The sequence below is a fragment of the Pantoea sp. SM3 genome (genome assembly GCF_000963995.1).
In the GTDB taxonomy this organism is placed as follows: Bacteria; Pseudomonadota; Gammaproteobacteria; order Enterobacterales; family Enterobacteriaceae; genus Pantoea; species Pantoea rwandensis_B.
Genome location: NZ_JZRD01000032.1, coordinates 77,244 through 103,485, shown reverse-complemented (window position 1 = coordinate 103,485; position 26,242 = coordinate 77,244). Strand labels below are relative to the sequence as shown.

General features: G+C 52.6%; 27 protein-coding genes. 11 read left to right on the top strand and 16 right to left on the bottom strand.

The genetic code is table 11. The features are described from left to right. The 3 genes from VI01_RS18325 to VI01_RS18315 all read right to left on the bottom strand — a co-directional run. On the bottom strand, positions 1 to 1,174 hold a 1,174-nt coding region (locus VI01_RS18325), incomplete at its 3' end, for an MFS transporter (RefSeq protein WP_045816188.1). 131 nt (positions 1,175 to 1,305) lie between these two features. Continuing rightward, positions 1,306 to 1,614 (bottom strand): CcdB family protein, encoded by a 309-nt coding sequence (locus VI01_RS18320; RefSeq protein WP_045816187.1) that lies wholly within the window; start codon positions 1,612 to 1,614, stop codon positions 1,306 to 1,308. A gap of 3 nt (positions 1,615 to 1,617) precedes the next feature. Beyond that, positions 1,618 to 1,857, bottom strand: a complete 240-nt coding sequence (locus tag VI01_RS18315; protein WP_045816186.1) for a type II toxin-antitoxin system CcdA family antitoxin — start codon at positions 1,855 to 1,857, stop codon at positions 1,618 to 1,620. Positions 1,858 to 2,011: 154 nt separating this feature from the next. Between VI01_RS18315 and VI01_RS18310 the strand changes: the two genes are divergently transcribed. Next, a complete protein-coding gene (locus tag VI01_RS18310; RefSeq protein WP_045816185.1) occupies positions 2,012 to 2,542 on the top strand; it encodes a sterol desaturase family protein in 531 nt (176 codons plus the stop codon). On the opposite strand, the gene crtB is transcribed toward VI01_RS18310, so the two are convergent. From crtB to VI01_RS18285, 5 genes are read right to left on the bottom strand one after another with little or no spacing between them, the layout of a single operon-like run. Continuing rightward, entirely contained in the window at positions 2,481 to 3,410 is a 930-nt protein-coding gene (gene crtB, locus VI01_RS18305) for a 15-cis-phytoene synthase CrtB (RefSeq protein ID WP_045816184.1), read from the bottom strand. The genes VI01_RS18310 and crtB overlap by 62 nt on opposite strands. Beyond that, complete coding sequence (locus VI01_RS18300; protein WP_045816183.1) at positions 3,407 to 4,888, bottom strand: phytoene desaturase; 1,482 nt, start codon at positions 4,886 to 4,888, stop codon at positions 3,407 to 3,409. The genes crtB and VI01_RS18300 overlap by 4 nt, the downstream gene beginning before the upstream one ends. Next, positions 4,888 to 6,054 (bottom strand): lycopene beta-cyclase CrtY, encoded by a 1,167-nt coding sequence (gene crtY / locus VI01_RS18295; RefSeq protein ID WP_045816182.1) that lies wholly within the window; start codon positions 6,052 to 6,054, stop codon positions 4,888 to 4,890. The genes VI01_RS18300 and crtY overlap by 1 nt, the downstream gene beginning before the upstream one ends. Continuing rightward, positions 6,054 to 7,325, bottom strand: coding sequence for a glycosyltransferase (locus VI01_RS18290; protein WP_045816181.1), 1,272 nt, complete (start codon positions 7,323 to 7,325; stop codon positions 6,054 to 6,056). Before VI01_RS18290 ends, crtY begins: the two co-directional genes overlap by 1 nt. Positions 7,326 to 7,339: 14 nt before the next feature. Further along, positions 7,340 to 8,245, bottom strand: coding sequence for a polyprenyl synthetase family protein (locus VI01_RS18285; protein WP_045816180.1), 906 nt, complete (start codon positions 8,243 to 8,245; stop codon positions 7,340 to 7,342). Positions 8,246 to 8,486: 241 nt separating this feature from the next. Between VI01_RS18285 and VI01_RS18280 the strand changes: the two genes are divergently transcribed. From VI01_RS18280 to VI01_RS18260, 5 genes are all read left to right on the top strand, one after another. Beyond that, positions 8,487 to 9,428 carry a 2-hydroxyacid dehydrogenase gene (locus VI01_RS18280; RefSeq protein WP_045816179.1) on the top strand — a complete coding sequence of 314 codons (942 nt, stop codon included), beginning with the start codon at positions 8,487 to 8,489 and terminating at the stop codon, positions 9,426 to 9,428. 117 nt (positions 9,429 to 9,545) lie between these two features. Next, the gene (locus VI01_RS18275; protein WP_045816178.1) at positions 9,546 to 10,727 is read left to right on the top strand and encodes an FAD-binding oxidoreductase; all 1,182 of its coding nucleotides are present in this window, start codon (positions 9,546 to 9,548) and stop codon (positions 10,725 to 10,727) included. Positions 10,728 to 10,846: 119 nt separating this feature from the next. Further along, positions 10,847 to 11,872 carry a Gfo/Idh/MocA family protein gene (locus VI01_RS18270; protein WP_045816177.1) on the top strand — a complete coding sequence of 342 codons (1,026 nt, stop codon included), beginning with the start codon at positions 10,847 to 10,849 and terminating at the stop codon, positions 11,870 to 11,872. A gap of 101 nt (positions 11,873 to 11,973) precedes the next feature. Next, positions 11,974 to 12,465 carry a GNAT family N-acetyltransferase gene (locus tag VI01_RS18265; RefSeq protein WP_045816176.1) on the top strand — a complete coding sequence of 164 codons (492 nt, stop codon included), beginning with the start codon at positions 11,974 to 11,976 and terminating at the stop codon, positions 12,463 to 12,465. A gap of 101 nt (positions 12,466 to 12,566) precedes the next feature. Further along, the gene (locus tag VI01_RS18260) at positions 12,567 to 12,785 is read left to right on the top strand and encodes a hypothetical protein (protein ID WP_369800373.1); all 219 of its coding nucleotides are present in this window, start codon (positions 12,567 to 12,569) and stop codon (positions 12,783 to 12,785) included. A gap of 37 nt (positions 12,786 to 12,822) precedes the next feature. Here VI01_RS18260 and VI01_RS18255 read toward each other — a convergent pair whose 3' ends face one another. After that, the gene (locus VI01_RS18255) at positions 12,823 to 13,878 is read right to left on the bottom strand and encodes a mechanosensitive ion channel family protein (RefSeq protein ID WP_045816174.1); all 1,056 of its coding nucleotides are present in this window, start codon (positions 13,876 to 13,878) and stop codon (positions 12,823 to 12,825) included. 295 nt (positions 13,879 to 14,173) lie between these two features. Continuing rightward, entirely contained in the window at positions 14,174 to 15,682 is a 1,509-nt protein-coding gene (gene proP / locus VI01_RS18250) for a glycine betaine/L-proline transporter ProP (protein ID WP_045816173.1), read from the bottom strand. Between the two features lie 230 nt (positions 15,683 to 15,912). Here proP and VI01_RS18245 point away from each other — a divergent pair, with 230 nt between their 5' ends. Continuing rightward, positions 15,913 to 16,452, top strand: a complete 540-nt coding sequence (locus tag VI01_RS18245) for a GNAT family N-acetyltransferase (RefSeq protein WP_045816197.1) — start codon at positions 15,913 to 15,915, stop codon at positions 16,450 to 16,452. A gap of 17 nt (positions 16,453 to 16,469) precedes the next feature. Here the strand turns inward: VI01_RS18245 and VI01_RS18240 are convergent, their stop codons facing one another. Beyond that, positions 16,470 to 16,952, bottom strand: coding sequence for a glutathione peroxidase (locus VI01_RS18240; RefSeq protein ID WP_045816172.1), 483 nt, complete (start codon positions 16,950 to 16,952; stop codon positions 16,470 to 16,472). Positions 16,953 to 17,159: 207 nt separating this feature from the next. On the opposite strand from VI01_RS18240, the gene VI01_RS18235 reads away from it, so the two are divergent. Further along, a complete protein-coding gene (locus tag VI01_RS18235) occupies positions 17,160 to 17,627 on the top strand; it encodes a GNAT family N-acetyltransferase (protein ID WP_045816171.1) in 468 nt (155 codons plus the stop codon). A gap of 49 nt (positions 17,628 to 17,676) precedes the next feature. On the opposite strand, the gene VI01_RS25435 is transcribed toward VI01_RS18235, so the two are convergent. After that, positions 17,677 to 17,877: a hypothetical protein gene (locus VI01_RS25435; protein ID WP_156149381.1), complete on the bottom strand. Its 201-nt coding sequence runs from the start codon at positions 17,875 to 17,877 to the stop codon at positions 17,677 to 17,679. Positions 17,878 to 18,046: 169 nt separating this feature from the next. After that, positions 18,047 to 19,666 (bottom strand): phosphoenolpyruvate carboxykinase (ATP), encoded by a 1,620-nt coding sequence (pckA, locus tag VI01_RS18230; protein WP_045816170.1) that lies wholly within the window; start codon positions 19,664 to 19,666, stop codon positions 18,047 to 18,049. Between the two features lie 156 nt (positions 19,667 to 19,822). Here pckA and VI01_RS18225 point away from each other — a divergent pair, with 156 nt between their 5' ends. Further along, a complete protein-coding gene (locus VI01_RS18225; protein ID WP_045816196.1) occupies positions 19,823 to 20,713 on the top strand; it encodes a LysR family transcriptional regulator in 891 nt (296 codons plus the stop codon). A 152-nt stretch (positions 20,714 to 20,865) separates the two neighbouring features. Here the strand turns inward: VI01_RS18225 and VI01_RS18220 are convergent, their stop codons facing one another. Next, positions 20,866 to 22,065 carry an MFS transporter gene (locus VI01_RS18220; RefSeq protein ID WP_045816169.1) on the bottom strand — a complete coding sequence of 400 codons (1,200 nt, stop codon included), beginning with the start codon at positions 22,063 to 22,065 and terminating at the stop codon, positions 20,866 to 20,868. Positions 22,066 to 22,522: 457 nt separating this feature from the next. Here VI01_RS18220 and VI01_RS18215 point away from each other — a divergent pair, with 457 nt between their 5' ends. Beyond that, entirely contained in the window at positions 22,523 to 23,044 is a 522-nt protein-coding gene (locus VI01_RS18215) for a type 1 glutamine amidotransferase domain-containing protein (RefSeq protein WP_045816168.1), read from the top strand. A 116-nt stretch (positions 23,045 to 23,160) separates the two neighbouring features. Here the strand turns inward: VI01_RS18215 and VI01_RS18210 are convergent, their stop codons facing one another. Then, positions 23,161 to 24,168, bottom strand: a complete 1,008-nt coding sequence (locus tag VI01_RS18210; protein WP_045816167.1) for an NAD(P)-dependent alcohol dehydrogenase — start codon at positions 24,166 to 24,168, stop codon at positions 23,161 to 23,163. 95 nt (positions 24,169 to 24,263) lie between these two features. On the opposite strand from VI01_RS18210, the gene VI01_RS18205 reads away from it, so the two are divergent. Further along, a complete protein-coding gene (locus VI01_RS18205; protein WP_045816166.1) occupies positions 24,264 to 25,166 on the top strand; it encodes a LysR family transcriptional regulator in 903 nt (300 codons plus the stop codon). 107 nt (positions 25,167 to 25,273) lie between these two features. On the opposite strand, the gene VI01_RS18200 is transcribed toward VI01_RS18205, so the two are convergent. Further along, positions 25,274 to 26,128: a helix-turn-helix transcriptional regulator gene (locus VI01_RS18200; RefSeq protein WP_045816165.1), complete on the bottom strand. Its 855-nt coding sequence runs from the start codon at positions 26,126 to 26,128 to the stop codon at positions 25,274 to 25,276. Positions 26,129 to 26,242: the final 114 nt, after the last annotated feature.

Genomic DNA, 26,242 nt, shown 5'->3' with positions numbered 1-26,242 from the left:
GCCCCGCCAGTAACGCCATCACCATCTGAACCACAGTGACCGCCAGCAACATGATCAGCGGCACCAGCCAGTTGCCGCTGGCATCGTGCAGCATACCGAAACACAGCGGGCCAAGTGCCGCCAACCCGTAACCGACACACTGCGCCATGCCGGAGAGTTTTGATGCCTGCCGATGATCCTGGGTGCGCAGATTAAACAGTGAAAGGCTGATCACCAGCGATGCGCCCGCGCCCAATCCAGCCAGAATCAGCCACAAAAGTGACCATGCAGGCAGCAGCAGCAAGCCGCCTACCGCGACAAAAATCAGGAATGAAGCGACAAAGCCAATAGCGCGCTGATCGCGCAGTCGTTTAAGGGCACTCATGCAGGCAAGATTGGAGACGATGGCGACAATCTGATAGATGAACAGCATGCCGCCTGCCTCAATCTGGCTAATACCGTTGTCTTGCGCAAACGGGGTGAACCAGCCAATCAGGGTATAAAACAGCAGTGACTGACTGGCCATAAACAGCGAAACTTGCCAGCCCAATGCTGAGCGCCAGGGCGATCGCATCACGCTGTGGGGTGCTGCTGCGTGCACCTGCGGCCCCGATGTTTTCAGGTAAGGTAGCCAGGCGAGCAGCGCGATAAACGCCGGCACAAGCCATACCGCGAGTGAAAGACGCCAACCTGCGGAGCTCATTTCGGCCAGCGGCACCGCAATGCCCGATGCAATGCTGGCTGAAATCCCCATCACCATGGCATACAACCCGATATAGCGTGCCGTGTGCTCAGTAAAGTCACGTTTGATCAGCGGTGGCAACAGGACATTGGCGGCGGCAATCCCGGAACTCAGAATAAGGGTTCCTGCCCACATGGCATTTTCACTGCCGGTAATGCGTAGCAACGACCCCAGCGTGATCAGCAGCAGCGAACCCCACAAACTGCGTTCCAGGCCAAAGCGATTACCAAACCAGGCAGCCGCCGGTGCCAGCGTGGCAAACATCAGCAGCGGTAAAAAGTTGATCACACCTGCGGCACTGGCGCTCAGTCCAAAACTGGCGCGGATATTCTCCAGTATGGGACCGGTGGCGGTAATCGGCGTGCGCAGATTGGCAGCGGTAAGCAGCAATAAAAACAGGAAAAAACCCGGGCGTCGCAGGGCTGGATTTTGGGTTATCGCGGTATGGGACATATTTTGCGCACCATAGAATTGAGGCAGAACGATTCTGCATATGGTGCGTTGATTGACGTTAACGCTTACGCAGCAGTTCATTTCCGCTGAGGAGGGGGGATACTAGCGAGGGATGCTTGACATGTAAAGTCTCAAAATCCATCAAAGATAAAATCAATAGAATCTTTGATTCGCTGGCGATAAGGGCGGGCATCCATCGCCTGTTTTCCTAACAATGATACGGGCACGCTTGCCATTTCATGGGTCATGACGAGATATCCTTCTCCCTCAATTTCGATAACAGGATTAAGCCGTTTTACCTGGCCAGCCTGAAGTCGATTCATGGGATACAAGGGAATAACAATACGCGTCGTGAGCTCATCAATGATATCGCTTTGGACATCGACCAGATAAGGGTAAGCACTGTTTTTACTGGTGTTGTTATAAATGATGTAATGCATTTTTTAGAACGTCCTGTATTCATCGGACAATAAACCATGCTCTTCGGTTATGCGGTTCAGTTCCTGTAAACCGGCGCTATTTTCATGTTTCCATTTTTTTGCAGCAGCTATCCGTACTTCTTGTCGCAATGCTTCACTCAGAATCGCGGATAAGTTTAAACCGGCATCTCTGGCCTGTTGTAAAAGCATTGGTTCGACGGTAACGCTGACGGTTTTCTTTTGGTTAACACTGGTATCAGGCATGAATCCCCCGTGTTGAATACACGTGTTGCACTGCGAGTGAGTATGGATGAAAAGGCAATTGTCTTCAATCTTACAAAAATAAATGCTGGTGACTTGCCTCTCCACCTATCCGCGTCCACCTTTAAAGCCTCTGTTCAACACAAATGGATGCACGATGCTCTGGTTATGGAATACGCTGATCCTGCTGGCGTCAGTGGTAGTGATGGAAGTGGTGGCGGCACTGTCGCATAAGTACATCATGCACGGTTGGGGCTGGGGCTGGCATTTGTCACACCATGAACCGCACGAAGGCAAATTTGAACTCAACGATCTCTACGCCGTGGTGTTTATGTTCATGGCGATTGCGCTGATCTACATCGGCGTAAACGGCTATTGGCCGCTGCAATGGATTGGTGCGGGCGTAACCTTGTACGGCGCACTCTATTTCATGGTGCATGACGGACTGGTTCATCAACGCTGGCCGTTCCGCTATATTCCGCGCAAAGGCTATCTCAAGCGTCTGTATATGGCGCACCGCATGCATCATGCGGTGCGAGGGCGGGAAGGATGTGTTTCGTTCGGCTTTCTCTATGCGCCGCCGTTACCTAAGTTGCAGGCGGCGCTGCGACAGCGCCATAAATCTGCTAACGCGGACGCTGCCATAACCCCTCAGGACGCGACTCCGGACGAGCCAAACGCGAAGTAAGCGCCAATCCGGCACCTTTTACCAGCAGCGCCAGTTTTTCTCCGCTGCTGGTGCGTTGTCGCGCATCCCAGGCGTGTTCGCCCGCATGTTGCACTTTCACCCCAATCTCACGATAGACACCGCGTGCGGTGGCGATAGCCCACGCGGAACGCAGCGGCAACCCTGGTAGGCCGGAACGAGCAGAGTGATAATAGGGTTCTGCCTCGCTCACCAGTCGCGCGGCCAGTGGCGCCAGGGCGGCGCGATGTTGCGGATCGGCAAGATTCTGGCCGGTTAAGCCTGCTTGATCCAACCAGCTTTGCGGCAGATAGCAGCGCCCGTTCTGCGCATCTTCGACGATGTCGCGGGCAATGTTGGTGAGCTGGAAGGCGAGCCCCAGATCGCAGGCGCGATCCAGCACCGCTTCGTCACGGACGCCCATCACGCGGGCCATCATCAGGCCCACCACTCCCGCGACGTGATAGCAGTAGCGTAAAGTATCATCGAACGTCACGTAGCGCGCCTCACGCGCATCCATCGCAAAGCCCTCCAGGTGATCAAACGCCAACTGTGGCGGCAACTGGTGAATTAACGCCACTTCCTGGAACGCTTTGAATGCGGGTTCATCCATATGCGCACCGCTGTAAGCACGGCGGGTTTCAATTTGCAGATGCAGCATGCGCGCTTCGGCATCTTCCACCACATGCTGTGTGCCGCCTTCGCCCAGCGTTTGTCCATCAATCACGTCATCACAGTGGCGACACCACGCGTACAGCATCAGCGTGCTGCGCCGCGTGGGCGCATCGAACAGTTTCGCGGCGGTGGCAAAACTCTTTGAGCCTACCGCCATGGTCTGAGTCACTTGCTCTAACAGGGGTTGGCGATTCATCCAGCGAGATCCTCCTGCATCAGTTGCGCAGTGGCTTTCGCCGAGCCAATCACACCGGGTACCCCGGCGCCGGGATGTGTGCCAGCACCAACCAGATAGAGGTTGGCGATATCCGCATCGCGATTGTGCGGGCGGAACCATGCGCTCTGCGTCAAAATCGGTTCCAGTGAAAACGCTGAACCCTGATGGGCATGCAGCGTGTCGCGAAAATCAAACGGCGTAAACATGCGGTGCGTCACCAGTTGCTGACGTAGTCCCGGCATATAGTGCTCCTCCAGATAAGCAAAAATGCGATCGCGTAAACGCGGTCCTTCCTGTTGCCAGTCGATCGCCGCCGTGCCGAGATGCGGCACCGGTGCCAATACGTAAAAACTGCCACAGCCTGCCGGAGCCAGTGAGGGATCGCTGGAGCAGGGTGCATGCAGATAAAGCGAAAAATCGTCTGAAAGCTGGCTGCTGTTAAAAATCTCGTCGATTAGCTCACGATAGCGCGGGCCAAAGCACACGGTATGATGCGCCAGCTGCGAATGCGGGTGATTCAGACCGAAATAGAGTACAAACAGCGAATTGCTCATGCGTTTACGTTTCAGCGAGGCGGCACGTTTGCTGGCGGCAGGATGCCCGCGCAGCAACCGATCATAGGTATGCACGACATCGGCATTCGACGCCACCGCATTCGCTGCAAACCGGCGACCATCTTTCAACTGCACGCCACTTATGCGGTTGCCCTCGGTTTCCAGCTGACTCACTTCGGCGTTGAGCAACAATTCGCCACCCAGGTCGGTAAACAGTTTTGCCATGCCTTGCACCAGCGCACCGGTGCCGCCACGCGGAAACCATACGCCCCATTCGCGTTCCAGCGCATGAATCAAGGTATAGATCGAGGACGTTGCAAAAGGATTACCGCCAACCAGCAGCGAGTGAAAAGAGAATGCCTGGCGCAGGTGATCGTCCTGTATAAATTTCGCCACCATACTGTAAACGCTGCGCCAGGCCTGCAAGCGCCCTAACTGAGGGCCAGCGAGCAGCATGTCACGGAAATGCAAAAAAGGCACAGTCCCCAACTTGAGATAGCCCTCTTTGAACACCTCGCGTGAATAGGCGAGAAACTGCCGATAGCCTGCGACATCGGCCGGGTTGAAGCGGGCAATTTGCTGCTCCAGCAACGGTTGATTATTGTCATAGTCGAGCTGTTTGCCGTCTTCCCAGCATAAGCGATAGAAAGGCGTGACCGGCATCAATTCGACATAATCACTGAGCGACTTGCCCGCCAGCGTGAACAGCCCTTCAATCGCCGTCGGATCGGTGATCACTGTCGGCCCGGCATCAAAAATAAAGCCCTGTTCCTGCCATGCGTAGGCACGTCCGCCGGGTTTATCGCGCTGCTCCAGCAGCGTGGTGGGAATACCGGCTGCCTGTAGCCGAATAGCCAACGCCAGGCCGCCGAAACCGGCGCCAATCACATAAGTGCGTGTCATTATTTCTTCCCTGGTTTAGAAGAGGTCGTCATCAGTGCGCGCACCGCTTCACCTATCGGCACGGGCGGCTTGCCACATAAAATGCGCGCTTTATCGCTGAGCCGAAGCTGCCCGGCGTAAAAGCGGCTGATTAGTCCGGCATCCAGCCGATAAAAGCGCTGCATCACACGCCAGCGCTGTTCCGGGCGTCCGGCTAAGAACAGCATTCGATTGAGCAATCGGAAAAAACGCTGTGTTCGCCACTGCTCGCGCGCAAACTGTTCGATGTCGCGACTGAGCGTTGCCGCATCACAAGGCAACAGCTGGGCAATGCGTTCTGCCAGCGCCAGGGCCGTGGGCAACGAGTAACCCGTGGTGGCGTGGAACAAGCCCGCACGCAGCCCGCTGCAAGGTTGACCACGCTGTTGCTGCCAGAAGGCATCAATATCGCCACTCAATGTTATCGGCAGTGAACCTTGCTCCTCACGCAACAGAAGGCTCAATCTCCAGTGATGTGCTTTGGCGTAGTCGGCGATATTCTGCCGTGCAGTGTGCTCTGCCAGCATCGGCTGATTGATGTAGTGCGTATCTTCGATTAACAGACGATCTGCACTGAGCGGTAAGGTGTAGACAAAACGATAGCCCTGTTGTTGATCCACTGTCGCGTCCATCAAGATCGGCTGCGTTAAACCGTGAGGCCTCGCCAGATGCCACTCCTGACCGACAAAGGTTTGATAGCCCAGTTGCAGATGCGGCGTGTGTTGCAGGCCGCGACCATCAATCACCACCGCAGCATGCAGTACGCGATGGTCGGTAAGGGTAACCTGTGTGGGTTGCACCTCTTTCACGGGGGTATCGGTCCAGAGGTCCTCCCCCATCACCTCATAAAGCCGCCGGGCAAAATCCGCAGAGGTGATTGAGCAATACTCCCCACTGAGATCGCGGCGCAATGTGGGGAAACGCACCTGATAACCGGACCAGCGATAGGTAATCAACGGTTGCAGCCACTGAAGTTGCTCGGGGCTGAGGTCATCCTGATGGAATGACCAGGTATGGTTGCCCGCCGGGTGCGTATGACTTTCCAGCATCAGAATACGCAACTGGGGTTGGCGCTGGCGCAACTGTAGCGCGATCAAGCCATTAGCCAGTCCGGCACCCACTAAAATCACGTCATAATGTTCGGGCATCAGGTCGCCTCCGCCCGCACTACACATTGCTGACCGAGTGCCTGCTCAACGATATCCGCGGCGCGCTGGCAACCCCCTGCGCGCTGTAGCTGCGCCTGAATCGGCGAGATGCGCAGCCGATAGTTGTCATCCGCCAGCAGTTGCTGCAGGTGCTGTTCAAGCTGGTGCACGCGGCTAAAGCGAGAGGCACGATGACCGACGCCGTGCCAGATAATGCGTGATGCCACGCCGGGTTGGTCGAAGGCCAGCGGTAGCGCCAGCATCGGGGTGCCCCATTCCAATGACTCTAACGTGCTGTTGAGTCCGGCATGTGTGATAAACAGCTGCGCATGTTGCAGCGCGGCTGGCTGATCGAGAAAATCCGTCACCCACGCCGCACCGGCGCGCTCCAGCTGCTGCACCTGATTGGCGTCCAAAGCGCCACAATGGGCAATCACCAACGAGAGCTGTTGGTTGCGGCACGCTTGTGCCAGATGCAGGAACAAGCGAAAACGGTGGCCCTGTAATGTACCGAAAGAGGCATACACCACCGGTTGCCGCATCTCAGGCCAGGGCGCGCTGGCACTGCGGGGAGGATTCGATGCGTGCAGCAGACCCACAGCGTGAAAATGGCTGGGCAGATGCTGGCGCGGAAAATCAAATGCCGGAACGAGCTGGCTAATCTGCGCCAGCGGTGACAAACATTCATGCAGGCTGTGGCGATCGGGCAAACCCCATCGTTGCGCATGGTGGCTGATCACCGCGCCATGGCGCTGCATCAGGCGATCATAAATATCCTGGCTGGTCTGAAAACGTTGCAGTGATTTTTCATCCTGACCAAATTGAAACGGCATCACCGCCAGCGGAATGCCTGGTTCGCGATTCACCGGCAACGCGCAGGCCACTGAAACAAAGGGGAGCTGCAACGCTTCTGCCACTAATCCACCCGCCGCTTCCATCTGATCGGCAATCACACCATCGACTTGTAACGACGTTAAACGCGCAGGCAGTTCCTGACACAACATATCGGTGCTGGCGGCGATATCACCGATCACCCGCCATAACGCAAGAGGGGAAGCCAGATGCTGTAACAGCCGTGCTAGCGAACCGGCTGGATGACTATGTTCACCCACGGCGCTGAATCCTACGCATCCATCACTCAGCAAGTGGCGTGCATCTTGCTGTTGCACAAAGGTGATGCGATGACCGCGCGCAATCAATACTTGTGATAACGCCTGCAGCGCGTGGAAATGGCTATACAGTGGCGGCGCAATAACGGCAAAGTGCCCCATTGGCAATACCGCGGTCAGTGAAACATCGCCAGCTGTTGATTAAACAGGGCGTGCATATATTGACGGGTTGCGATACCACGATGGCAGGCACAGGCGAGGTGCGCATCGGCACTGCGCAGATGGTCACGCAGGCGGCGTTCAGCACCTTCGGCCCCCAACATCTGCACCAGCGTTGATTTACCCTGATCCTGATTGATGTCCTTGCCCGTGTGTTTACTGCCGTCCGCGAGATCGTCGAGCAGTTGGAAAGCCTGACCTAAATCCTGCGCGAAATAGCTGAGTTTTTGGCGCATGGCAGGGGTTGCTTCCGCAGCAATCGCTGCCATCTGCAAGGTGGCACGGAACAGCACGCTGGTTTTCAGTTCGTTGGTGAGTGCGACGGCTTCCGCACTACGCGTTTGCGCGCCGTGCTGGAGATCCTGGAATTGGCCTTGCACCAGGCCCTGTAAACCCACGGCAGAAGAGAGTTCCGCAATCGCCTCTGATTTCTGCAGGGCGGCTAAACCCGGTGCGATGGCGATCACTTCAAAGGCGCGGCTCAGCAGGGCAATCGCCGCCAGAATCGCCACGCTTTCGCCAAATTCGCGATGCACCGTTGGACGTCCGCGTCGCATCTGCGCATTATCCATGCAGGGAATATCATCGAGGATCAGCGACGCGGCATGTACCATTTCTACCGCACAGGCGAGATCAAGCATGCCATGTTGTGATGCTTTGCAGCCCATATCTCGCGCAGCCAACAGCAGCAGCAGCGGACGAATGCGTTTACCTGGTGCCAGTGCACCGGCGCGCATGGCGGCACGAACCTGATCGCCTGGCTGGCCCGCCGGCAGCAATTGCTCAAGATGCGCCTGCAATAATTGCTGCAAAGAGTGAAGTTCGTGTTCCTGGCTTGCTGTGATATCGACATGGGCGGTCATAGCGGCTTTCCATGGTAAGTTGAATTGTTATGGTTTTTTTATTAACCGTAGACTGCGTAAGGTGAGTTCGCCAGCGTGCTCAACGCATTACGCTGTAAACAGATCCGAAATAAAACCTGATTGTCCACCGGGATTCATTTCACTTTCCCCGTGATCTTATTAGCGAAAAAAGTAACAAGGGTGCCGTAACATAAATTCATCCGGTAGTCTGAAACGACATGCTTATCCATCCGGGAAAATAATGATGTCTACGCAACCCCACATTTTGATTATCCAGCCACTGATGCCGCAGCTGGACGAAAAACTCTCGCAACATTTTCATTGCCATCGTTTATATGATGAGCAGGATGCTGCGCTATTTCTTCAGCGTCAGGGTAAAGAGATCCAGGGAATAGTGACGCGGGGTGACGTCGGTGTGGAAACGGCTATTCTTGAACAGTTGCCTGCCTGTAAAGCCATTGCGGTGTTTGGTGTGGGTACTGACCGTATAGACCTGAATTACACCGCTGCACATGCTATTCAGGTCAGCATTACCAGCGATATTCTCACCGATGATGTTGCCGATTTAGCCATGACGCTAACGTTAGCGTTCTCGCGCAATCTGGTGGCCTACCATCAATTCGCCCGCTCTGGTGCGTGGGAAAATACCGGTGCTTCACTTTCCAGTAAGGCCAGCGGAAAACGCATGGGTATCGCGGGCTTGGGCGCGATTGGGCTGGCCATCGCCCGCCGTGCAGAAGCATTCGGCATGGAGATCGCCTATACTGCGCGTAGCCAGAAAAATGTGCCTTATCAACGCTGTGAGAGCATCGAACAGTTGGCGGCATGCAGTGATTTCCTGGTACTGGCGCTGCCGGGTAGCCCGGAAAATATCCAGCTGGTGGACGCAAAAGTGCTGGCGGCGTTGGGGAAATCGGGTGTGCTGATCAACATCGCTCGCGGCACGGTGGTGAATGAAAACGATCTTATCCAGGTATTGCAGCAGGGTGTGATAAAAGGCGCCGCGCTGGATGTTTTCCCGCAAGAACCGGTTATTCATCCTGCGCTGCGTGAATTAGATAATGTATTATTAACCCCACATATTGCGAGTGCCACCCATGAAACCCGTGAAGGCATGGCGAATAATGTGCTGGAGAATTTGCTGGCCTATTTCTCAAATGGGAAAATGCTGACGACCGTATAAATCTATTTTCTGGCATCAGAGGATTTTCTTATATCCTGTGAAATAAGATTTATATCGTCATTGCAATCCCTGCAGATGAACGTTGTTATGATAGGCCCCTTCATTCAGGAGCCATTTATGACAACTCAAAAGATTGCGATAGTGGGCGCTGGCGTCATCGGATTAGCGGTGGCGCGCGCATTAGCTTTGCAGGGCGTGCAGGTCACGGTTTTTGAACAGCAACATATCGGTGCCGGCACCAGCAGCACCACCTTCGCCTGGGTCAACTCCAATGGTAAACAACCCGTTAGCTATCACCAACTCAATGCGCTTTCTATGGAGGAGCATGCCAAGTTGCAGCTGTCGCAACCGAATGGACTGCGCTGGCTGGAAACCTGCGGCACATGGGAGTGGGCGGCAGAGGGGGATGCGCAACAGAGATTGCGTCAGCGTGTCACCTCACTGCAATCGCTGGGCTACCCAGCGCACGAGGTCACCCCGGATGCGTTGCAGCGTGAAGTGCCGGAGCTGCGTTCACAGGCTGTAAGTGGAAGTATCTGGCACTTTCCAACCGAATCGGTATTGCATCCTGCACTGTATATCTCGCGACTTTGGTCTGAAGCGCGTGCCAACGGAGCGATATTGCATCAGTATCACGCCATTGAACGCCTTAGCGAACACGTTGAGGGTGTGACGCTACATCTGACAAACGGTGAACAGTGGCAGGGTGATCGCGTGGTGATTGCCACCGGGCGCTGGGCCAATCAACTGCTTAACACCCTTAATCTTGATTTGGCGCTGCTCGATACCAGCAAACCCAACGCGGTGGCCTGTAGTTTCCTGGCACGCACGGCGCCACAGCCGCTATCGCTGGCAACCAATTTAATCTCTCCTCAGCTTAATGTGCGTCCGGACGGCGGCGGGCGATTGCTGTTGCAGGCACTGGCGCTGGATGACCTTGCCGATCCTGCCGCCCCCCCTTCATGCCATGGCGATATTGCTCAGGCATTTCGCGATCGCTATCACGCGTTGTTTGCAGATGCAGGCGAATTGCAGATTGAGCACATTGTGATCGGTCAACGCGCCAGACCGGCGGATGGTTTACCTGCTATCGGCTACGTCACGCCTCAGCAGCGTGTTTATGTGGCAGTCACACACAGTGGCATCACGCTGTCACCGATGATTGGCAAGCTGGTGGCGCAGGAGCTGGTGCAGGATCAGGCCAGTGAGCTACTGACAGATTTCCGCCCACAGCGATTGTTAGGCAAAAACGCCAGTGACTTTGCGCCGATAAAACGCAACTTCCCTGCGGCACAGTAAAGCCATTTTTCCTGAAAATGATATTTTTGTGCCACTTTTGCGTGTGTGAGCAGTTTTAGTTGTTGCGATTATGTTATTACTGATTGCCTTACAACTCTTATCTGACACAAGGAGGCAGCATGAAAATCGGTATCGTGGGCTATGGAACGGGCGGTAAGCATTTTCACGCACCGTTTATTAATGCGGCTGAAGGCGTCGAGTTAGCGGGCATTGTGGCGCGTGCGCCAGCCACTATCGCACGCGTGAAAGCGGATTTTCCCGACATTCCGATTTATGCCAGCCTGACCGACATGTTGGCGGCGGGTGTCGATGCTGTCACCATTACCACCCCACCGCAAACACGCCGCGAACTGGTGCTGGAAGCCATCGCCGCGGGTGTGGCGGTGATCGCCGACAAACCCTTTGCACCCGATGCGAAAACGGGACGTGAATTGGCCAATGCAGCAAAAGCCAAAGGCGTTGTACTGAGCGTGTATCACAACCGCCGTTTCGACCATGATGTGCGCACGCTGAAAAAACTGATTGAGCAAAATCGGGTGGGAAAAGTATGGCGTTTGCATAATCGTATGGATTTTGACGATGCCAATACCCTTGAAGGCGGCGAAACCGGCGGCCTGCTGCGTGATTTGGGCAGTCATATCGTCGACCAGGCACTGTTTCTGCTGGGGCCAGTAAAATCGGTTTATGCTCAGCTGGATATTATCGACCTGCCGGAAGGACCGACTGACGCCAGTTTTGTGCTGACGCTGACTCACCACAATGGGACTACATCCTATCTTTCCGCCACCAAACTGAATCGCTTTGTTTGCCGTGAGTTCCGTCTTTATGGCGATGCCGGTAGCTTTGTCTCGCAGGGGACGGATGTGCAGGCACAGGCCATTTTTGCCGGCCAGCGCCCCGCGGACGATCTCGCTGCCTGGGGCTATGAGCAGCCTGAGCGCTGGGGCACACTTAATACGCTGCAAGGTTCAGAGCGCGTGCCTTCCGAACAAGGTGCTTATCACGCTTACTACGAAGCTTTTGCTCAAGCAGTGCGCGATGGCAGTGAACCCCCGGTAACGCCAGAACAGGCCATTGAGGTACTGGCGGTACTGGATGCTGCGTTTATCAGCGCACGGGAAAATCGGGTAGTGGAAGTTATTTAAAACAGTCGCGCTGCTGCGAAGCAGCGCTCTATTCTCTCCACCTTTCCCCATGACACCCTGCTAAAATGGCGTCCACGAGATGTTATGTTTAGAGGTCTGCTGTGTCGAATTTGATGTTCCGTAGTGCCACCTTAGCCGATGTTGATCGTTGCTATGCCATTGAAATTGATGCCTACGAAGGCGATGAGGCAGCCACGCGCGAGAAAATTGCTACCCGTATTGCACAGTATCCGCAAGGTTTTATGTGCCTGGAAAGCGAGGGGCAAATCATTGGCTTTATCAATGCCGGTTGTGCCTGGGATGTGGTGATGTCAGATGAGGAGTTTAAGGAGTTAATCGGGCACGATCCTGTAGCACCTAACGTCGTAATCATGTCAGTGGTGCTCGATCCCGCGTATCAGGGCAAAGGTTACAGCACGCTGATGATGCAACAGTTCATTACGCTCATGAAGCAAATGGATAAGCAGACCATTCATTTGATGTGCAAGACCCATCACGTTGATCTGTATAAGAAGTTTGGTTATGAGTACATCAAACCTTCGGATTCCGATCACGGTGGCATGGCGTGGCACGAGATGCTGATGACGCTGTGATTATTTTTTAACCAAAAATAATTCATCACCTGATCGCGATCATAAAATTACGCTGAAAACTGCTCAACCATGTCAGTCAAATCACATGCAACGAGGAGGTTATGATGCGTACTTCACTGATGACCTTGCCGGAGGTGGCGCGCTATCTTGGCGTGCCCTCCGCCACTTTAGCCTGTGCGATTTGCAATCGTGGCACGCTAGAGAAAGTCCCGCTACCCGCCGCGGTTGACGACACCGCACCGTTGTCCTGCCGCTGCTGGACACCACAAGATGTCCGCCAGTTCAGGCTTGCGATGATGCGGGCGCGTCGCGGGCACTGAAGAACAACTGGCGGTTCTGGGCCGCCAGTTTCCGTTCTTATCCATTCAGCGTTGCCCGCACTTTAGGAAGGCTCTGCGGATAATTCTGCTGAATAAACTCAATCATCTTCTCGCGCACATAGCAGCGTAAATCCCAGGCCGTTGGGGAGTTTTGTGCGGTCATTAATAAACGAATCGTCATGGTTTTGTCAGTGGTATCGGTCACCTGAAGCACCTGAGTTTGCTGATCCCAGAGTTTGGTTTCGCTGAGAATTTTTTCAAAATGCTGACGCAGCGGTTCGAGCGGCATCGAGTAATCGAGGTAAAGAAAAACCGAGCCTAATATTTGGGCATTGTTGCGCGTCCAGTTCTGGAAGGCGTTCTCGGTAAAATAGGTAATCGGCAGCACCAGTCGACGCAGGTCCCAGATACGCACCACAACATAGGTCAGGTTGATCTCCTCAATCCAGCCCCATTCATTTTCAACCACAACGGCATCATCAATTTTGATCGGTTGCGTGAAGGCGATTTGAATGCCAGCGAACAGATTTACCAGTGACTTCTGCAGCGCAAAACCAATGATGATGCCTGCCACCCCGGCGCCTGCGAGAATGGTGGTGCCGAATTTTCTTACGCCGGGAATACTGATAAGAATCAGTGAAAGGCAGAATGACACAAGCAGGACAATCGCGACCTTTTTGACATAAATGATTTGGGTGCGAATCTTCCTGGCGCGCAGGTTGTTTGACAGATTAATATCATAGCGAATAAATAGCATGTCCTGCGCGACGTTGGTCAACCTGATTAACACGGAGCATAACGACAATATGATAAAAACATTCAGTGTGGGAGTAATGAACGAAAGTGAATCGGGATGAATATTAACATAGTCAGCCCCGACATTAATCAACATGAGTGGAATGAACAGAAATAAGGATCCACGAAGATGCTTTTCAAGTGACTTAAATAATTTTCTGTCGCGATTCTGCCAGTAACGTATAAATCTAAGCAGTAGGAAGCGAGCCAAAAAACCCGCGACAAGCGAAAGGGTGACAAGTAACACAGCAGGCACCCATGAAGGGGCGTCAGATAACTCATCAAATATCGATGGCATTATTTTCCCTCATACTCAGCTGACAACTTAACGTTGTCAGATAAATTAAACATTCAGTAACCGTATTCAACCCGGTTATCAATAAATCATTTACTCACTAATAATGAGTTTATTTGTTACTCATTAGCGACCATGATAAAGCGATATTCAATGTTATTCGTTAATTGAATCTGGAGTCATCATCTAACCAACTCACTGAAAGTATAGACGGTTGTGAGTGTTCTGCGCCGGGTAACGTATAGGGGGGCGAATACGATTGAATGAAAATCCGCTGCCCGAAGGCAGCGGCTATTATTTATTGCGTTATTTCGGGGTGTTGAGCGACTAAATTGCGGCGCTTATTCTTCAACGCCTCAATTTGTTCATCAATATCCTCGATGCGCTGCTCAATGCCATCATGATGTTCCTGCAGTAACTCTTTAGCCTCTTCAAGGGATGAGGCCGCCGGGGTATCACCATACAGCGGTTTGTTAGCGGTTTCTCTCACGGTAAAACCCGTCACCACGCCAATCGCACCTACCACCATCAAATACCACGCGGGCATGTAAAGATTGCCCGTCACTTCCACTAACCAGGCGGTAAGGGTAGGGGTAATACCCGCCACCAAAATGGAGATGTTATAGGTGCTGGCCAACGCGCTGTAACGCACTTCCGTCGGGAATAACGCGGGCAGAGTGGAAGCCATCACGCCTATCAGGCAGTTGAGGATGACTGCCTGAATGAGGAGACCAAAAAAGAGTGCGACTAAACTGTGATGAGTAATCAGCATGAAGGAGGGAATGGATAACAGCACCATGGCCACGCTACCAATAATGATAAACGGACGACGTCCAAATTTATCACTGAGTAATCCCATAACCGGTTGCACAAACAGCATCGCCAGCATGATAACGACGATGATCAAAACACCCCGGTCTTCTGAATAGTGCAGATTGTGGGTCAGGTAACTCGGCACGTAAGTCAGCAGCATGTAGTAAGCCACGTTGGTGGTGATCACGATGCCGATGCAGGAGATCAGATTCCGCCAGTGCTTGCGTGCAATCTCTCTAAATGGAACGGAAGGGCCTTCACTTAAACCTTGTTTGGAACCTTCTTCCAGTGAATCTACATGTTTCTGGAATGCCGGGGTCTCTTCAAGTGCATGACGCAGGTATAGGCCGACTAAACCCAGCGGCAACGCCATAAAGAAGGGGATGCGCCAACCCCAGTCGTTAAAGGTTTCCTGGCCAAGAATGGTGGTGAGCAGCACAACCACACCGGCGCCGCAGACGAAGCCAACCAGCGAACCGAAATCAAGCCAGCTGCCTAAAAATCCGCGTTTGCGGTCGGGTGAGTACTCCGCCACAAAGATGGATGCGCCGGTATATTCCCCTCCCACCGAGAATCCTTGCACCATTTTCGCAATCAGCAGCAAGACCGGTGCCCAGAAGCCGATAGTGGCATAGGAGGGAATGAGACCGATGCTGAAAGTACTGAAGGTCATCAATATGATAGTGATGGCGAGGATCTTCTGGCGGCCATATTTATCACCTAATACACCAAAGAACATTCCCCCTAGCGGACGGATGATAAACGGAACGGAGAATGTGCCCAAAGCGGCGATGATCTGGATGCCCGGAGAGGCACCTGGGAAAAACACCTTCCCCAAAACGGCCGCAACATAGCCGTAAACCCCAAAGTCGAACCACTCCATCGCATTACCCAGAGCGGCGGCGGTAATCGCCTTCTTGAGACGAGCATCATCAATGATTGTCACGTCCTTCAGCCGCATCGGTTTAACCTTTTTACGTCTTAAACTAAGCATTACCCTTCCCTTAAAAATCAAACACTTTTGGTTGATCTCTCATTATAAAAAACTGTAAATCGTTAAGCTGAATCCAGCTCATAGCTGTTGATTCAGATACAGCATAGACATAAATTTACAATTTGCCGGGCGAGGCTATGATTTAGCGGTTTTTAAAACCCTCCTATAGTCATATTTATCTTCGATCTATTAAAGTAAAGGACTCTGATGAAATGACAGGGGTAAACGGTATGTTCTGGGAGTCTGAACGCTTGCTTTATCGTTTTAATTTAGCTGAGGATCTGGACGACCTTTTCAGAATCTACGGCAATCCTGAAACGCATAAGTTTAATCCGCGTGGCCCGTATCCCAACATCGATTATGCGAAAGAAACATTAATGCGCTCACTCGAGAGTGATAAGGAAAACGGTTTCGGCGATTGGACCATTTTTGAGAAAGCGAATCCGCAGCATGTCATTGGTTTTGGCGGGGTTTTTGTAAGCCATTTTGATGGGCGTAAAACAAATAACTTAGGATATAGATTTGAGCCAGAAGCCTGGGGTAAAGGTTATGCCACTGAACTTTCCAGAAGGGCTTTACGCTTCGGATTTGAAGAGGTTGGTCTTGACGAGATTGTCGGCGTAGTGAGAGAAAATCATATTGCCTCTCAAAAGGTGCTGGAAAAGGCAGGACTAAAATTTCAAAAAAAAGTAACGGACATAGAAGGGCTTCCACCCAGCCTGATGTACTGCATTAATCTGCAGGAGTGGAAGTCTTACCAAACCGAATAGTTCAGTGTCAGGAACATTTAAATTTTAAGTTCAGCCATTATTATTGATTCCATTTTCTCTGGCGTAGTAAAGGGTGCAAACCGCTTAATGGGGTTGCCGTCGCGTCCGATGAGGAATTTCGTAAAGTTCCACTTGATCCTACCGCCGAGCACGCCGGGTAATTCGCTTTTCAGATAACTAAACACCGGGTGGGCAGCGGCTCCGTTGACCTCGATCTTCTCGAACATCGGAAAGCTTACACCGTAGTTGATGTGGCAGGTTTGTGAGATCGCGTCGGCGTCACCGGGCTCCTGCTTACCGAACTGATTGCAGGGGAAGCCCAGCACCATCAGCCCCTGAGCGGCGTACTTCTTATAAAGCGCTTCGAGGCCTGTGTATTGTGGTGTAAAGCCACAGTGGCTGGCGGTGTTCACCACCAAAACCAGTTTGCCAGCGTAATCAGCCATTGAAATAAGCTGGCCGCTCAGGTTGGTGGCGGTAAGTTGATAAAAGGGGGTCATGTCAAAGTCCTCAAAGAACACCCGTTTAATTCTGCAGGATTTCTTTCACCCAGATTAATGACAGAGTAGCGAAAACCAACGCTCTGTTAATTAACACGGATCGATATCAATAACATCGGATCTCGCAAAGCAATATACATCAGAACCCATGGTCATTCCGCTATGATAGGATTTCAGCACCACTGAAAAAGTTATTTGGAGTGAAGAGTGACGCTTCCATCAATCCATGAATGGCATCAAAATGACTATCTCATTAGTACAGACAGCGCAAAATTGGATGTGGAGGCGATACACCAGTATCTGACGCGCTCAACATGGGCGAAAGGCATAGACGTGGAAACCGTCACCGCTTCAGTTCAAAATAGCCTCAACTTTGGCATTTATCATCATCAATCTCAGGTCGGATTTGCCCGGCTCATAACAGATTATGCGACCTTTGCTTATCTCTGTGACGTGTATGTACTGGAAGCGCATCAGGGGGAGGGGTTAGGCAGATGGTTAATGACGTGCATTCATGACCATCCTCTATTTAACAGGCTGCGCAGGATCATGTTGTTCACTACGACAGCGCCATGGCTTTATGAGAAATTTGGCTACGAGCCAGTCAATCGTCCTGATTATGCGTGGACAATCACGCGTCCAGATATTTACCGTAGCGATAACGATAAGAATTGATGCGCCGACAGGGCTTATCGAAGGCGGTTATGATTGCCGCCTGCAACCGTCAGCGTGCAGCAGACTGCTGGGCGATTTCCAGCAAAGCCGCTAAATTTTCCGGATAATAGCGTTCCCCACTGCATATCAGTTCTTCCAGTTTCCACCAGTGATAGTCCGACATCACCTCCCGCTCGTGCTGACTCCATCCCGCGGTTGAAATCTCCTGTTGAACAACCTGCACCGTATAATATTGCTCTTGTGCTAACACTACCTCGCCGCTGGGTAAGTGATAAAGAATGCCTGAGGACCAGCATTCTCTCTGTTCTTTTAAACAGAACGCTGCCCAGCGATATTACACAGGGCAGCGTGAGTTTACTGAGATTTCAGCGCCACATCAGCGGCAACCGCGTGCCAGCGAATGATAAGCCTAAGCGCATTTACAACTGCGGACCAGCCTGCGCAATACGCGCCCCGGCCTCGTTGTTGCTGTACTGTTTGAAATTATTGATAAACAGCTGTGCCAGTTTCTCTGCCGCTTCCTGCCATTCTGCTGGTGATGCCCAGCCGTTGCGCGGATCGAGCGTGTTCACATCGACGCCAGCAATCTCTTGCGGAATGGCGAGGCCAAAGATCGGCAGTTTTTCTTCACGCAATGCGCCCGTTTCCCCTTCAAGGATGGCGTTGACGATCTGGCGTGTATCTTTCAACGACAAACGCTCACCCGCGCCGTTCCAGCCCGTATTCACCAGCCACACTTCAGCACCGCTCTGCGCAACTTTCTCCTGCAGCACATCAGCATATTGTGTTGGATGCAGCATCAGGAAAGCCGCACCATAGCAGGCAGAGAATGTCGGCGTTGGGGCAGTAATCCCGCGCTCGGTGCCCGCGAGCTTGGAAGTGAAGCCAGACAAGAAGTGATACTGCATCTGTTCTGGCGTCAGGCGAGATACTGGTGGGAGCACGCCGAATCCATCCGCTGCAAGGAAGATAATGCGGGAAGGGTGACCGGCGCGAGACACCGGCTGCACGATATTCTCGATGTGCGACAGTGGATAAGAGACGCGTGTGTTCTCGGTTTTGCTGCCATCGGCATAATCCACGCTGCCATCTTCACGAACAACGACGTTTTCCAGCAACGCGTTGCGGCGGATGGCGCCATAAATTTCCGGTTCAGATTCCGCTTTCAGATTGATGGTCTTGGCATAGCAGCCGCCTTCAAAATTGAATACGCCGTCTGCATCCCAGCCGTGCTCATCATCACCAATGAGCTGGCGACGCGGATCGGTCGACAGTGTGGTTTTTCCGGTACCGGAGAGGCCAAAGAACAGCGCCACGTCGTCTTTTTCACCCCGGTTTGCTGAGCAGTGCATTGACGCGATACCCTTCAGCGGCAGCAGGTAGTTCATCACTGAGAACATCCCCTTTTTCATTTCGCCGCCGTACCAGGTCCCGCCAATCAGCTGGATATTCTCTGTGAGGTTGAAAGCAACAAAGTTCTCTGAGTTTAACCCTTGCTCCTGCCACTGCGGATTGACGCAACCGGCGCCATTAATCACCGTGAAGTCCGGGGTAAAGCTTGCCAGCTCTTCGGTGGTTGGTGCGATAAACATATTTTTGACAAAATGCGCCTGCCACGCCACCTCAGTGACAAAACGCACGGCCAGACGAGTATCGGCACTGGCACCACACCAGGCATCAACGATATACAGCGCTTTCTCAGATAAGTGATCGGCAACCAGCGTTTTCAGGTGTGCCCACACTTCAGTGGACATCGGTTTGTTATCGTTACGCCCCAGGCCAGCATCCGACCACCACAGGGTATCGCGCGTCACATCGTCGCGAACGATGTACTTATCGCGCGGAGAGCGGCCAGTGAACTCGCCGGTATCAACCGTCACCGCACCTGAGGTCGTTAATATTCCGCGCGCCGGGCCTTTAAGCTCGGCTGACGTTTCATGCTCGAACAGCAATTCGTAATTCGGGTTATAGACGATCTCGCTGACATCGTTGATGCCAAGGCTTGAGAGATGTTGCATGACAGATTTAATTGCGCTCATAAAATACCCTGACTCATTGGATGCATGGCGAGACGGCAAGGGCCGACCCGAGTAGAGGATGGATAGTAGCACTGGCTTTTTGATGCAGAAATTGCATATAAATCATTTGTCATGTAAAAAATGCATAGAAATGGGGGCTGTAATTGGAGCGAAGACGTGCTAAGTAACCTCGAAGTGAAGTGGTTCTATGATGTGATTGCATTAGAAGAATGCCGCAGCTTTACCCTTGCGGCAGAGAGACGAAATATTTCGCAATCCTCGTTTAGCAGAAGGATTCAGGCACTCGAATCGAACCTGGGTTTCAGCGTATTTAATCGTGAAGTGAACCCGCCACAGTTGACGCCGCAGGGCAGGATATTTGTCGGCTATGCCAGAAACATGCTTGACGATATGGACTTCCAGATTAGTCGAATCAAGGGGGAAGATAAGTCAAAGCAAAGTATCCGTATCGATGCGGCGCCTTCACTTTCCGTCCTTCTGCTGCCCGACATCTTAGCGGATTACCGCGACAGCCCGGACAAGGTGTTTTTTGTTGAATCGATTAACGTCAATGACGCAGTATTCAATCTAAAGGAGGGGAAAAGTGATTTTATCCTGTCCTTTTATAACGAAGAGTTGATGAATTACCCGTTCATCAACCATAAAATTTTCGATTCCGCTCTGCATCTGGTCTCACCCTGTGATCAGCACGGTAAGCCGATATTCTCTATTAATGGCGACACACTGCCGCTGGTCAAATATGCCAATGACAGTTATATGGGTCGCCAGGTTAATCAGGTCATTGATCGCATACCCAATACCACCTTTATTCTGACCTTTGTTTCATCGATGAGCGAGTTACTGAAAAGAATGATCCTGAAAGGCGATGCCGTTGGCTGGCTGCCAGGTTACTCGATTCAGCGTGAACTGGAGGAGAGAAGGCTGGCGATCATGGACCACAGCCTATCGCTTAAGATTTCGGCTTATGTTTATCGCTCAGGCGCACGCTTAAATCTCACGGCGGAACGCTTCTGGCGCTATGTGAAAGGGCGGAATATTGAGGGATAAAGTGAAATTTTATGCGTGAAAAGGATATTCAGGATAAAAATGAGGGGCAGGGATGCTTTTGAGATTTTTATCAGCGTGTGTGGTACGTGCGAGTCATACGTTATGCCAATAAATCTCCATTTTATTATTCCCAACATCGTTTTTTGTTCAGCCTAAAGTGATTTAAAAACATGCTTGCTGAATATTATCCAGATGAAAACGGCGCAAAGCGCAATGCCCGCTAAAATAAGGTAGGCAAAGCTCCATGAGGTGTGGCTGACGATGGCACCAGCCAATGCCGGGCTGAATGAGGCTCCCAATCCTTGTAGCAGCATAACGAGCCCAAGCGCGGCGTTGATATGTCCTGAACCATTAAATAATGAGGCAATAAGTCCGGGAACGGCAACGCCTAAGATACCCGCAGCGACACCGTCCAGAGCCTGCACGGGAAACAACACGAACTCATTGCTCCAGAACGACGCAATCGCTGCACGAAATGGCAGTACAATCAGCGCAATAACAACAAGTCTGGCATAACCATACCGTGATGCATATCGCGCTGTAAGCAATGCGACAGGGATCATCACCGCTTGAGAAATGGCGACTGTGAGGGCAGCATAGGTTCCCGGCGAGAACAAAGATTCCGTGGGAGAGGAGGCAACCTGCATGCTTAACATTGGCAGTTGCGCTGCATTGGCCAGATGGAAGAGAAGCAAGGTCAACCCTGTTAGTGCCAGTTCGGGTCGCTTTATTAATGCCAGCACAGAGACAGACACGGTCGGACCTTCATGCTTTTCTATTCCTCTGGCCACATCGTGATCTATATCGTTTTTGTTGATCGCTAAAGTGCATAAAACCGCGCATACCGCCATGGTGGTCATCAGCAAGAATACCGAACCGGTGCCCCAGATCCAGCAGGTGATGGCCGCCAGCACCGCCACCGCCATATTGCCGCTATGGTTAAAAGCTTCGTTTCGTCCCATCTGAGACAAAAAACCTTTCTGACCGGTGATACCTAAGGTGATACCCGCAATCGCTGGCGTAACGACAGCTGCCGCAATACCGGTAATAATTTGCGATAAAATAACCACAGCAGATGTGGGGAAATACCAGAGGGCGAGGGCGCTCAAAGTAATCAGCAGAGATGCAGTAACAATCAATAGTCGTTTAAAACGGGTGGCATCGACAATCATCCCTGCGGGGAAGGTAGCCAATAGTCCAGCTAATCCGCCCAACGTCATCACCAGACCAATTTCTTCCGCTCGCCAGTGGTGGGATACCAGAAAAATGCCCAGAAACGGGCCCAGCCCATCCCGGACATCAGCGATAAAGAAGTTGAGCAGACAGAGAACCTGCAGTGAACGTAATCTCATCAATACCCGCCCCGAAAAGTTTTATCGTCCTAAAATACCCTGCGCTGTGGTCAGGGTTGATTTGCCTGTCTTTTGATTATTTTGTGACTGAAGAACCTTGATGCTTATCGTCTTGAACCTCGCTCAAAAAATAGTGCTGATCTCCCGCTTCGTCAAAGACAGCACCGCCTCTGATTTGGGACTAAGGATTGAAGCGAGGACGCTCGCGTGGGTGGGTGACTACTGTGGTGAGTTTACATATCCGTAGAGTTCCGGCACATCCTGTCAATACGGTTCACACCGTACGCTTACTCTCCACTCTCATGCTGTATAGGGAAGAACTATGCAAAGCAGAATACTCCCCATTCAAATTGCCATGATTACCTGCCGCCTGGCTTGCGTTCTAAAACATGGCGACCAGACTTGTTGGGTTATCCAGGCCATAAACGCACCGCGTTTTCCCAGCAAGGAGAAAGAAATGAGTAAGAAGATCGCCGTCCTGATCACTGATGAATTTGAAGATTCAGAGTTCACCTCGCCCGCAGAAGCCTATACCAACGCGGGTCATGAGGTCGTGACGATTGAGATGCAAGCGGGAAAGGTTGTTAAAGGGAAGCAAGGAAAAGCGGAAGTCACCATTGACAAGGATATTGATCACGTTAACGCCGCTGAATTTGATGCATTACTGCTGCCCGGCGGTCATTCGCCTGATGCACTGCGCGGTGATGACCGATTTGTGAATTTCACCAAAGAATTTGTCGCCAGTGGCAAACCGGTATTCGCAATTTGTCACGGTCCACAGTTGCTGATTAGCGCCAATGGTGTGCGCGGCCGCAAGATGACCTGTGTTAAAGCTATCGCTATTGATTTACGGAACGCGGGGGCAGATTTTTATGACCAGGAAGTGGTCGTCGATGACGATAAGCTCGTCACCAGTCGCACACCGGATGATCTTCCTGCGTTTAATCGCGAAGCGTTACGCATTTTGAATGCGATCTGAGTTTTAGCCCCCCTTTTTAGGGCTTACATGCTGGTCGCCGTGAATGGCGACCTTACGGTGACTGCTTCGAGCCGATGTGCACCGACCAATTTCTATGTGCAATGAAAGCCCCGTACTCAGACTTTCAAATCAATCACCACTTTCCCCACGTGTCCGGCAGATTGCAGATAACGATAAGCCTGCTGCGTTTCCGCAAAGGTAAACACGCGATCAATCTCGGGAACAATCCCAGACACTTCAATCGCTCTCACCGCCTGACGCAGGTCCGCCGTTGAGCCTGTGTTATTCCCGACAATATTCAACATCTTCTGAATGATTGGCAGTACCGGCACAGTCAACTCCGCACCACCCACAAACCCAATCACAAAAATCGTTCCGTTATAGGCCGCCGCATTAATCGATTTTGCAAATGTTGTCGCACCGACTGACTCCAGCACCAAATCCGCCCCCTGACCGTGCGTAAGCGCCAGCACCCGTTTATCCCACTCGGGTTCATCGCGGTAATTAATCCCTTCATCGGCACCCAGGGCTTTCACCTTCGCCAGTTTTTCATCGGAAGAGGAGAGCATAATCACCCGCGCGCCCGCCGCTTTGGCATATTGCAACGCAAACAGACTTACGCCACCGGTCCCAAGCAACAGTACGGTGCTGCCAGGCTGAACCTTACCGCGCACGATGGCATTCCAGGCCGTTGTTGCCGCAATCGGCAGTGTGGCGGCCTGCTGCCAGCTAAGGAATTCAGGAATACGCACCAATGAAGCCGCCGGCACTACGGCAAATTCCGCCAACCCACCATTGCCCGTCACGCCGCGTAGGGCATGATGATGTTCAGCGCGAATCAAACCCGCATGCCAGCTGTGCATCATTCCGGGTATCACAGGTTCACCAATCTTCCAGCCATGCACACCCGCACCTAATTCCACGATCTCCCCCGCGCTATCTGCACCTGGAATGATCGGCTGTGAGAGGTCCCCAAACTGACCCGTTGCCAGCGCCAAATCGAGATAGTTCAGGCTCACCGCATGTTGCCGTATTAGCACTTCGCCCTGACCAGGCAGTGGGCGGGGCAGTTCACTGATTGTCAGGGCATTAATGTTCGGGGCAGTCAGTTGGATAGCTTGCATCGTATTCTCCTGTGTTCAATGTGCGTTTAGTGTGGCGTGAAAACAGACGCTATAATCGATGCTTAAACCAAATGACTGTTGCACAGGGAGCAATAATGCAGGATGACGATTTTCGCCAGCGCGAAGCGTTTTTAGCCGTGGTACGTGCAGGCAGCTTCAGTGCGGGCGCGCGTGAACTGGGACGCGATGTTTCTGTGGTCTCACGCCGCATTGCTGCGCTGGAAAAGCGGCTGGGGATTCGCCTGATCGAGCGCACCACGCGACGCATTCGTCCTACGGAGGAGGGGCAGCGCTACCGCCAGAAAATCGAACTGGCCGATGAGTTGCTGCGTGAGGCGGAGGAGGAGGCACGAGCATTGGCCGCTCGCCCCGCGGGCACCATCCGTTTAACCGTGCCAGCATCATTCGGTCGTAGCTGGGTGGCACAGGCGCTACCCGGCTTTTTGCAGGCTTATCCTGATGTTCGCATTGTGCTGAATTGCAGCGATCGTTATGTCGATTTATTGGGGGATAATTTTGATATGGCGATTCGTATTGGTGTGCTTACGGATAGCCGACTGATAGCACGCAAGCTGGCAGATACCCGTCGGTTGCTCTGCGTGTCACCCGATTATCTGGGTCGTCATTCCGCGTTAAACCAGCCTCAGGATCTCCGCCAGCACGACTGTCTGGGTTTTACCCCAATGCACAGCTGGCCGGAATGGCGTCTGGAGAAAGACGGTCATCAGATCGCGGTGCCAGTGCAAACGCGTTTGGAGAGCGACGAGATGGATGCACTGGTACTGGCAGCTCAGGCAGGCATGGGGGTATTACTGGCGGCCAACTGGCTGGTGCAAAAGGAGCTGGCTGAGGGCTCGCTGGTTGCCGTTTTATCCGACTGGCAGGCTATCGGGGAGGATGGCGTCTGGTTGATGAAACCGTCCAGCCAACTTCAGTCGGCAAAAATCAGCGCTTTAACTGAATGGCTGGTCAGCTGGTTTGCCGAAAAGCGCTGGTAGCGTCGAAACCCAGGTGTCATTCGGAGGTGGCGGGTCTTCAGGCCGGTTCTTTGGTTAGCGCTGGCTGCCTCAATGAAAGTACAGCATTGTTGCGCTGGTGGCCGATTTTATGGTTTCACCAATTTTTGCAGCGATGCCGCACTCTGCTCATCATCCGGCACATACACCAGCAGGCGGTCGCCATTGCGTGAAGCAGACCACCAGTTATTCTGGCGCAGCGTCATTTCACCGACTTCCTCGCGGTAAAAACGCTTCAGCCGATTTTCCACCTTGCCCAGTTCGTAGCGTTGCCAGGTATGGGCAAATTCATCCGAGCTATTCAGCAAGCGAGCCAGGAAGCTCTCCCAATGCGGGTCTCCGAGATGCTCGCCCATCTGCCCACGAAACATGGCTACCATCTGCGGCATGACATCTTCCCAATCATTAATTGCCTTGCGCCACCCGGGGTGATTAAACGCCAGCCAGATGCAGTTGCGATCCTCCACGGCGATTTCCGCAAGATCCACGCCCATCAATGCGCACCAGGCGGCGTTGTAGCCAAGAATGTCGAAGCGTGGTGTTTCGATAATCGCCGGTAACTGAATCGCATCCAGCATTTGCTGATTGTGCGCCGCAATTTTGCAGCAGGCGGCCGCCACCCGCACCGAAGGCAGTGAGTGCCCGGCAAGGGAAAACAGATGCTGAGTTTCCACATCGTTGCACTGCAGTGCTGTGGCAATCGCCGTCAGGGTTTTTGGCGAGGCTTTGATATCGCGTCCCTGTTCCAGCCAGGTGTACCAGGTCACGCCCACATCCGCTAACTGCGCCACTTCCTCACGTCTTAAACCTGGGGTGCGACGCTGACGCATAGGTGGCAAACCGAGGCGGTTAGGATCGAGGCTTTCACGGCGGGTACGTAAAAAAGTGCCCAGCAGTTTTCGATTATTGTGTTCCGCAGCGACAAGCGCAGTGGCCGTACTCATAAGCAGATCTCCGGACGAGACGGGTAGTATTTGTACCATGATAAATAAGAACTGGTACCCGTTTAACGGTTAGGTGATGCTATGCCGTACTGCACTTAAAAACAAGGTTAAAAA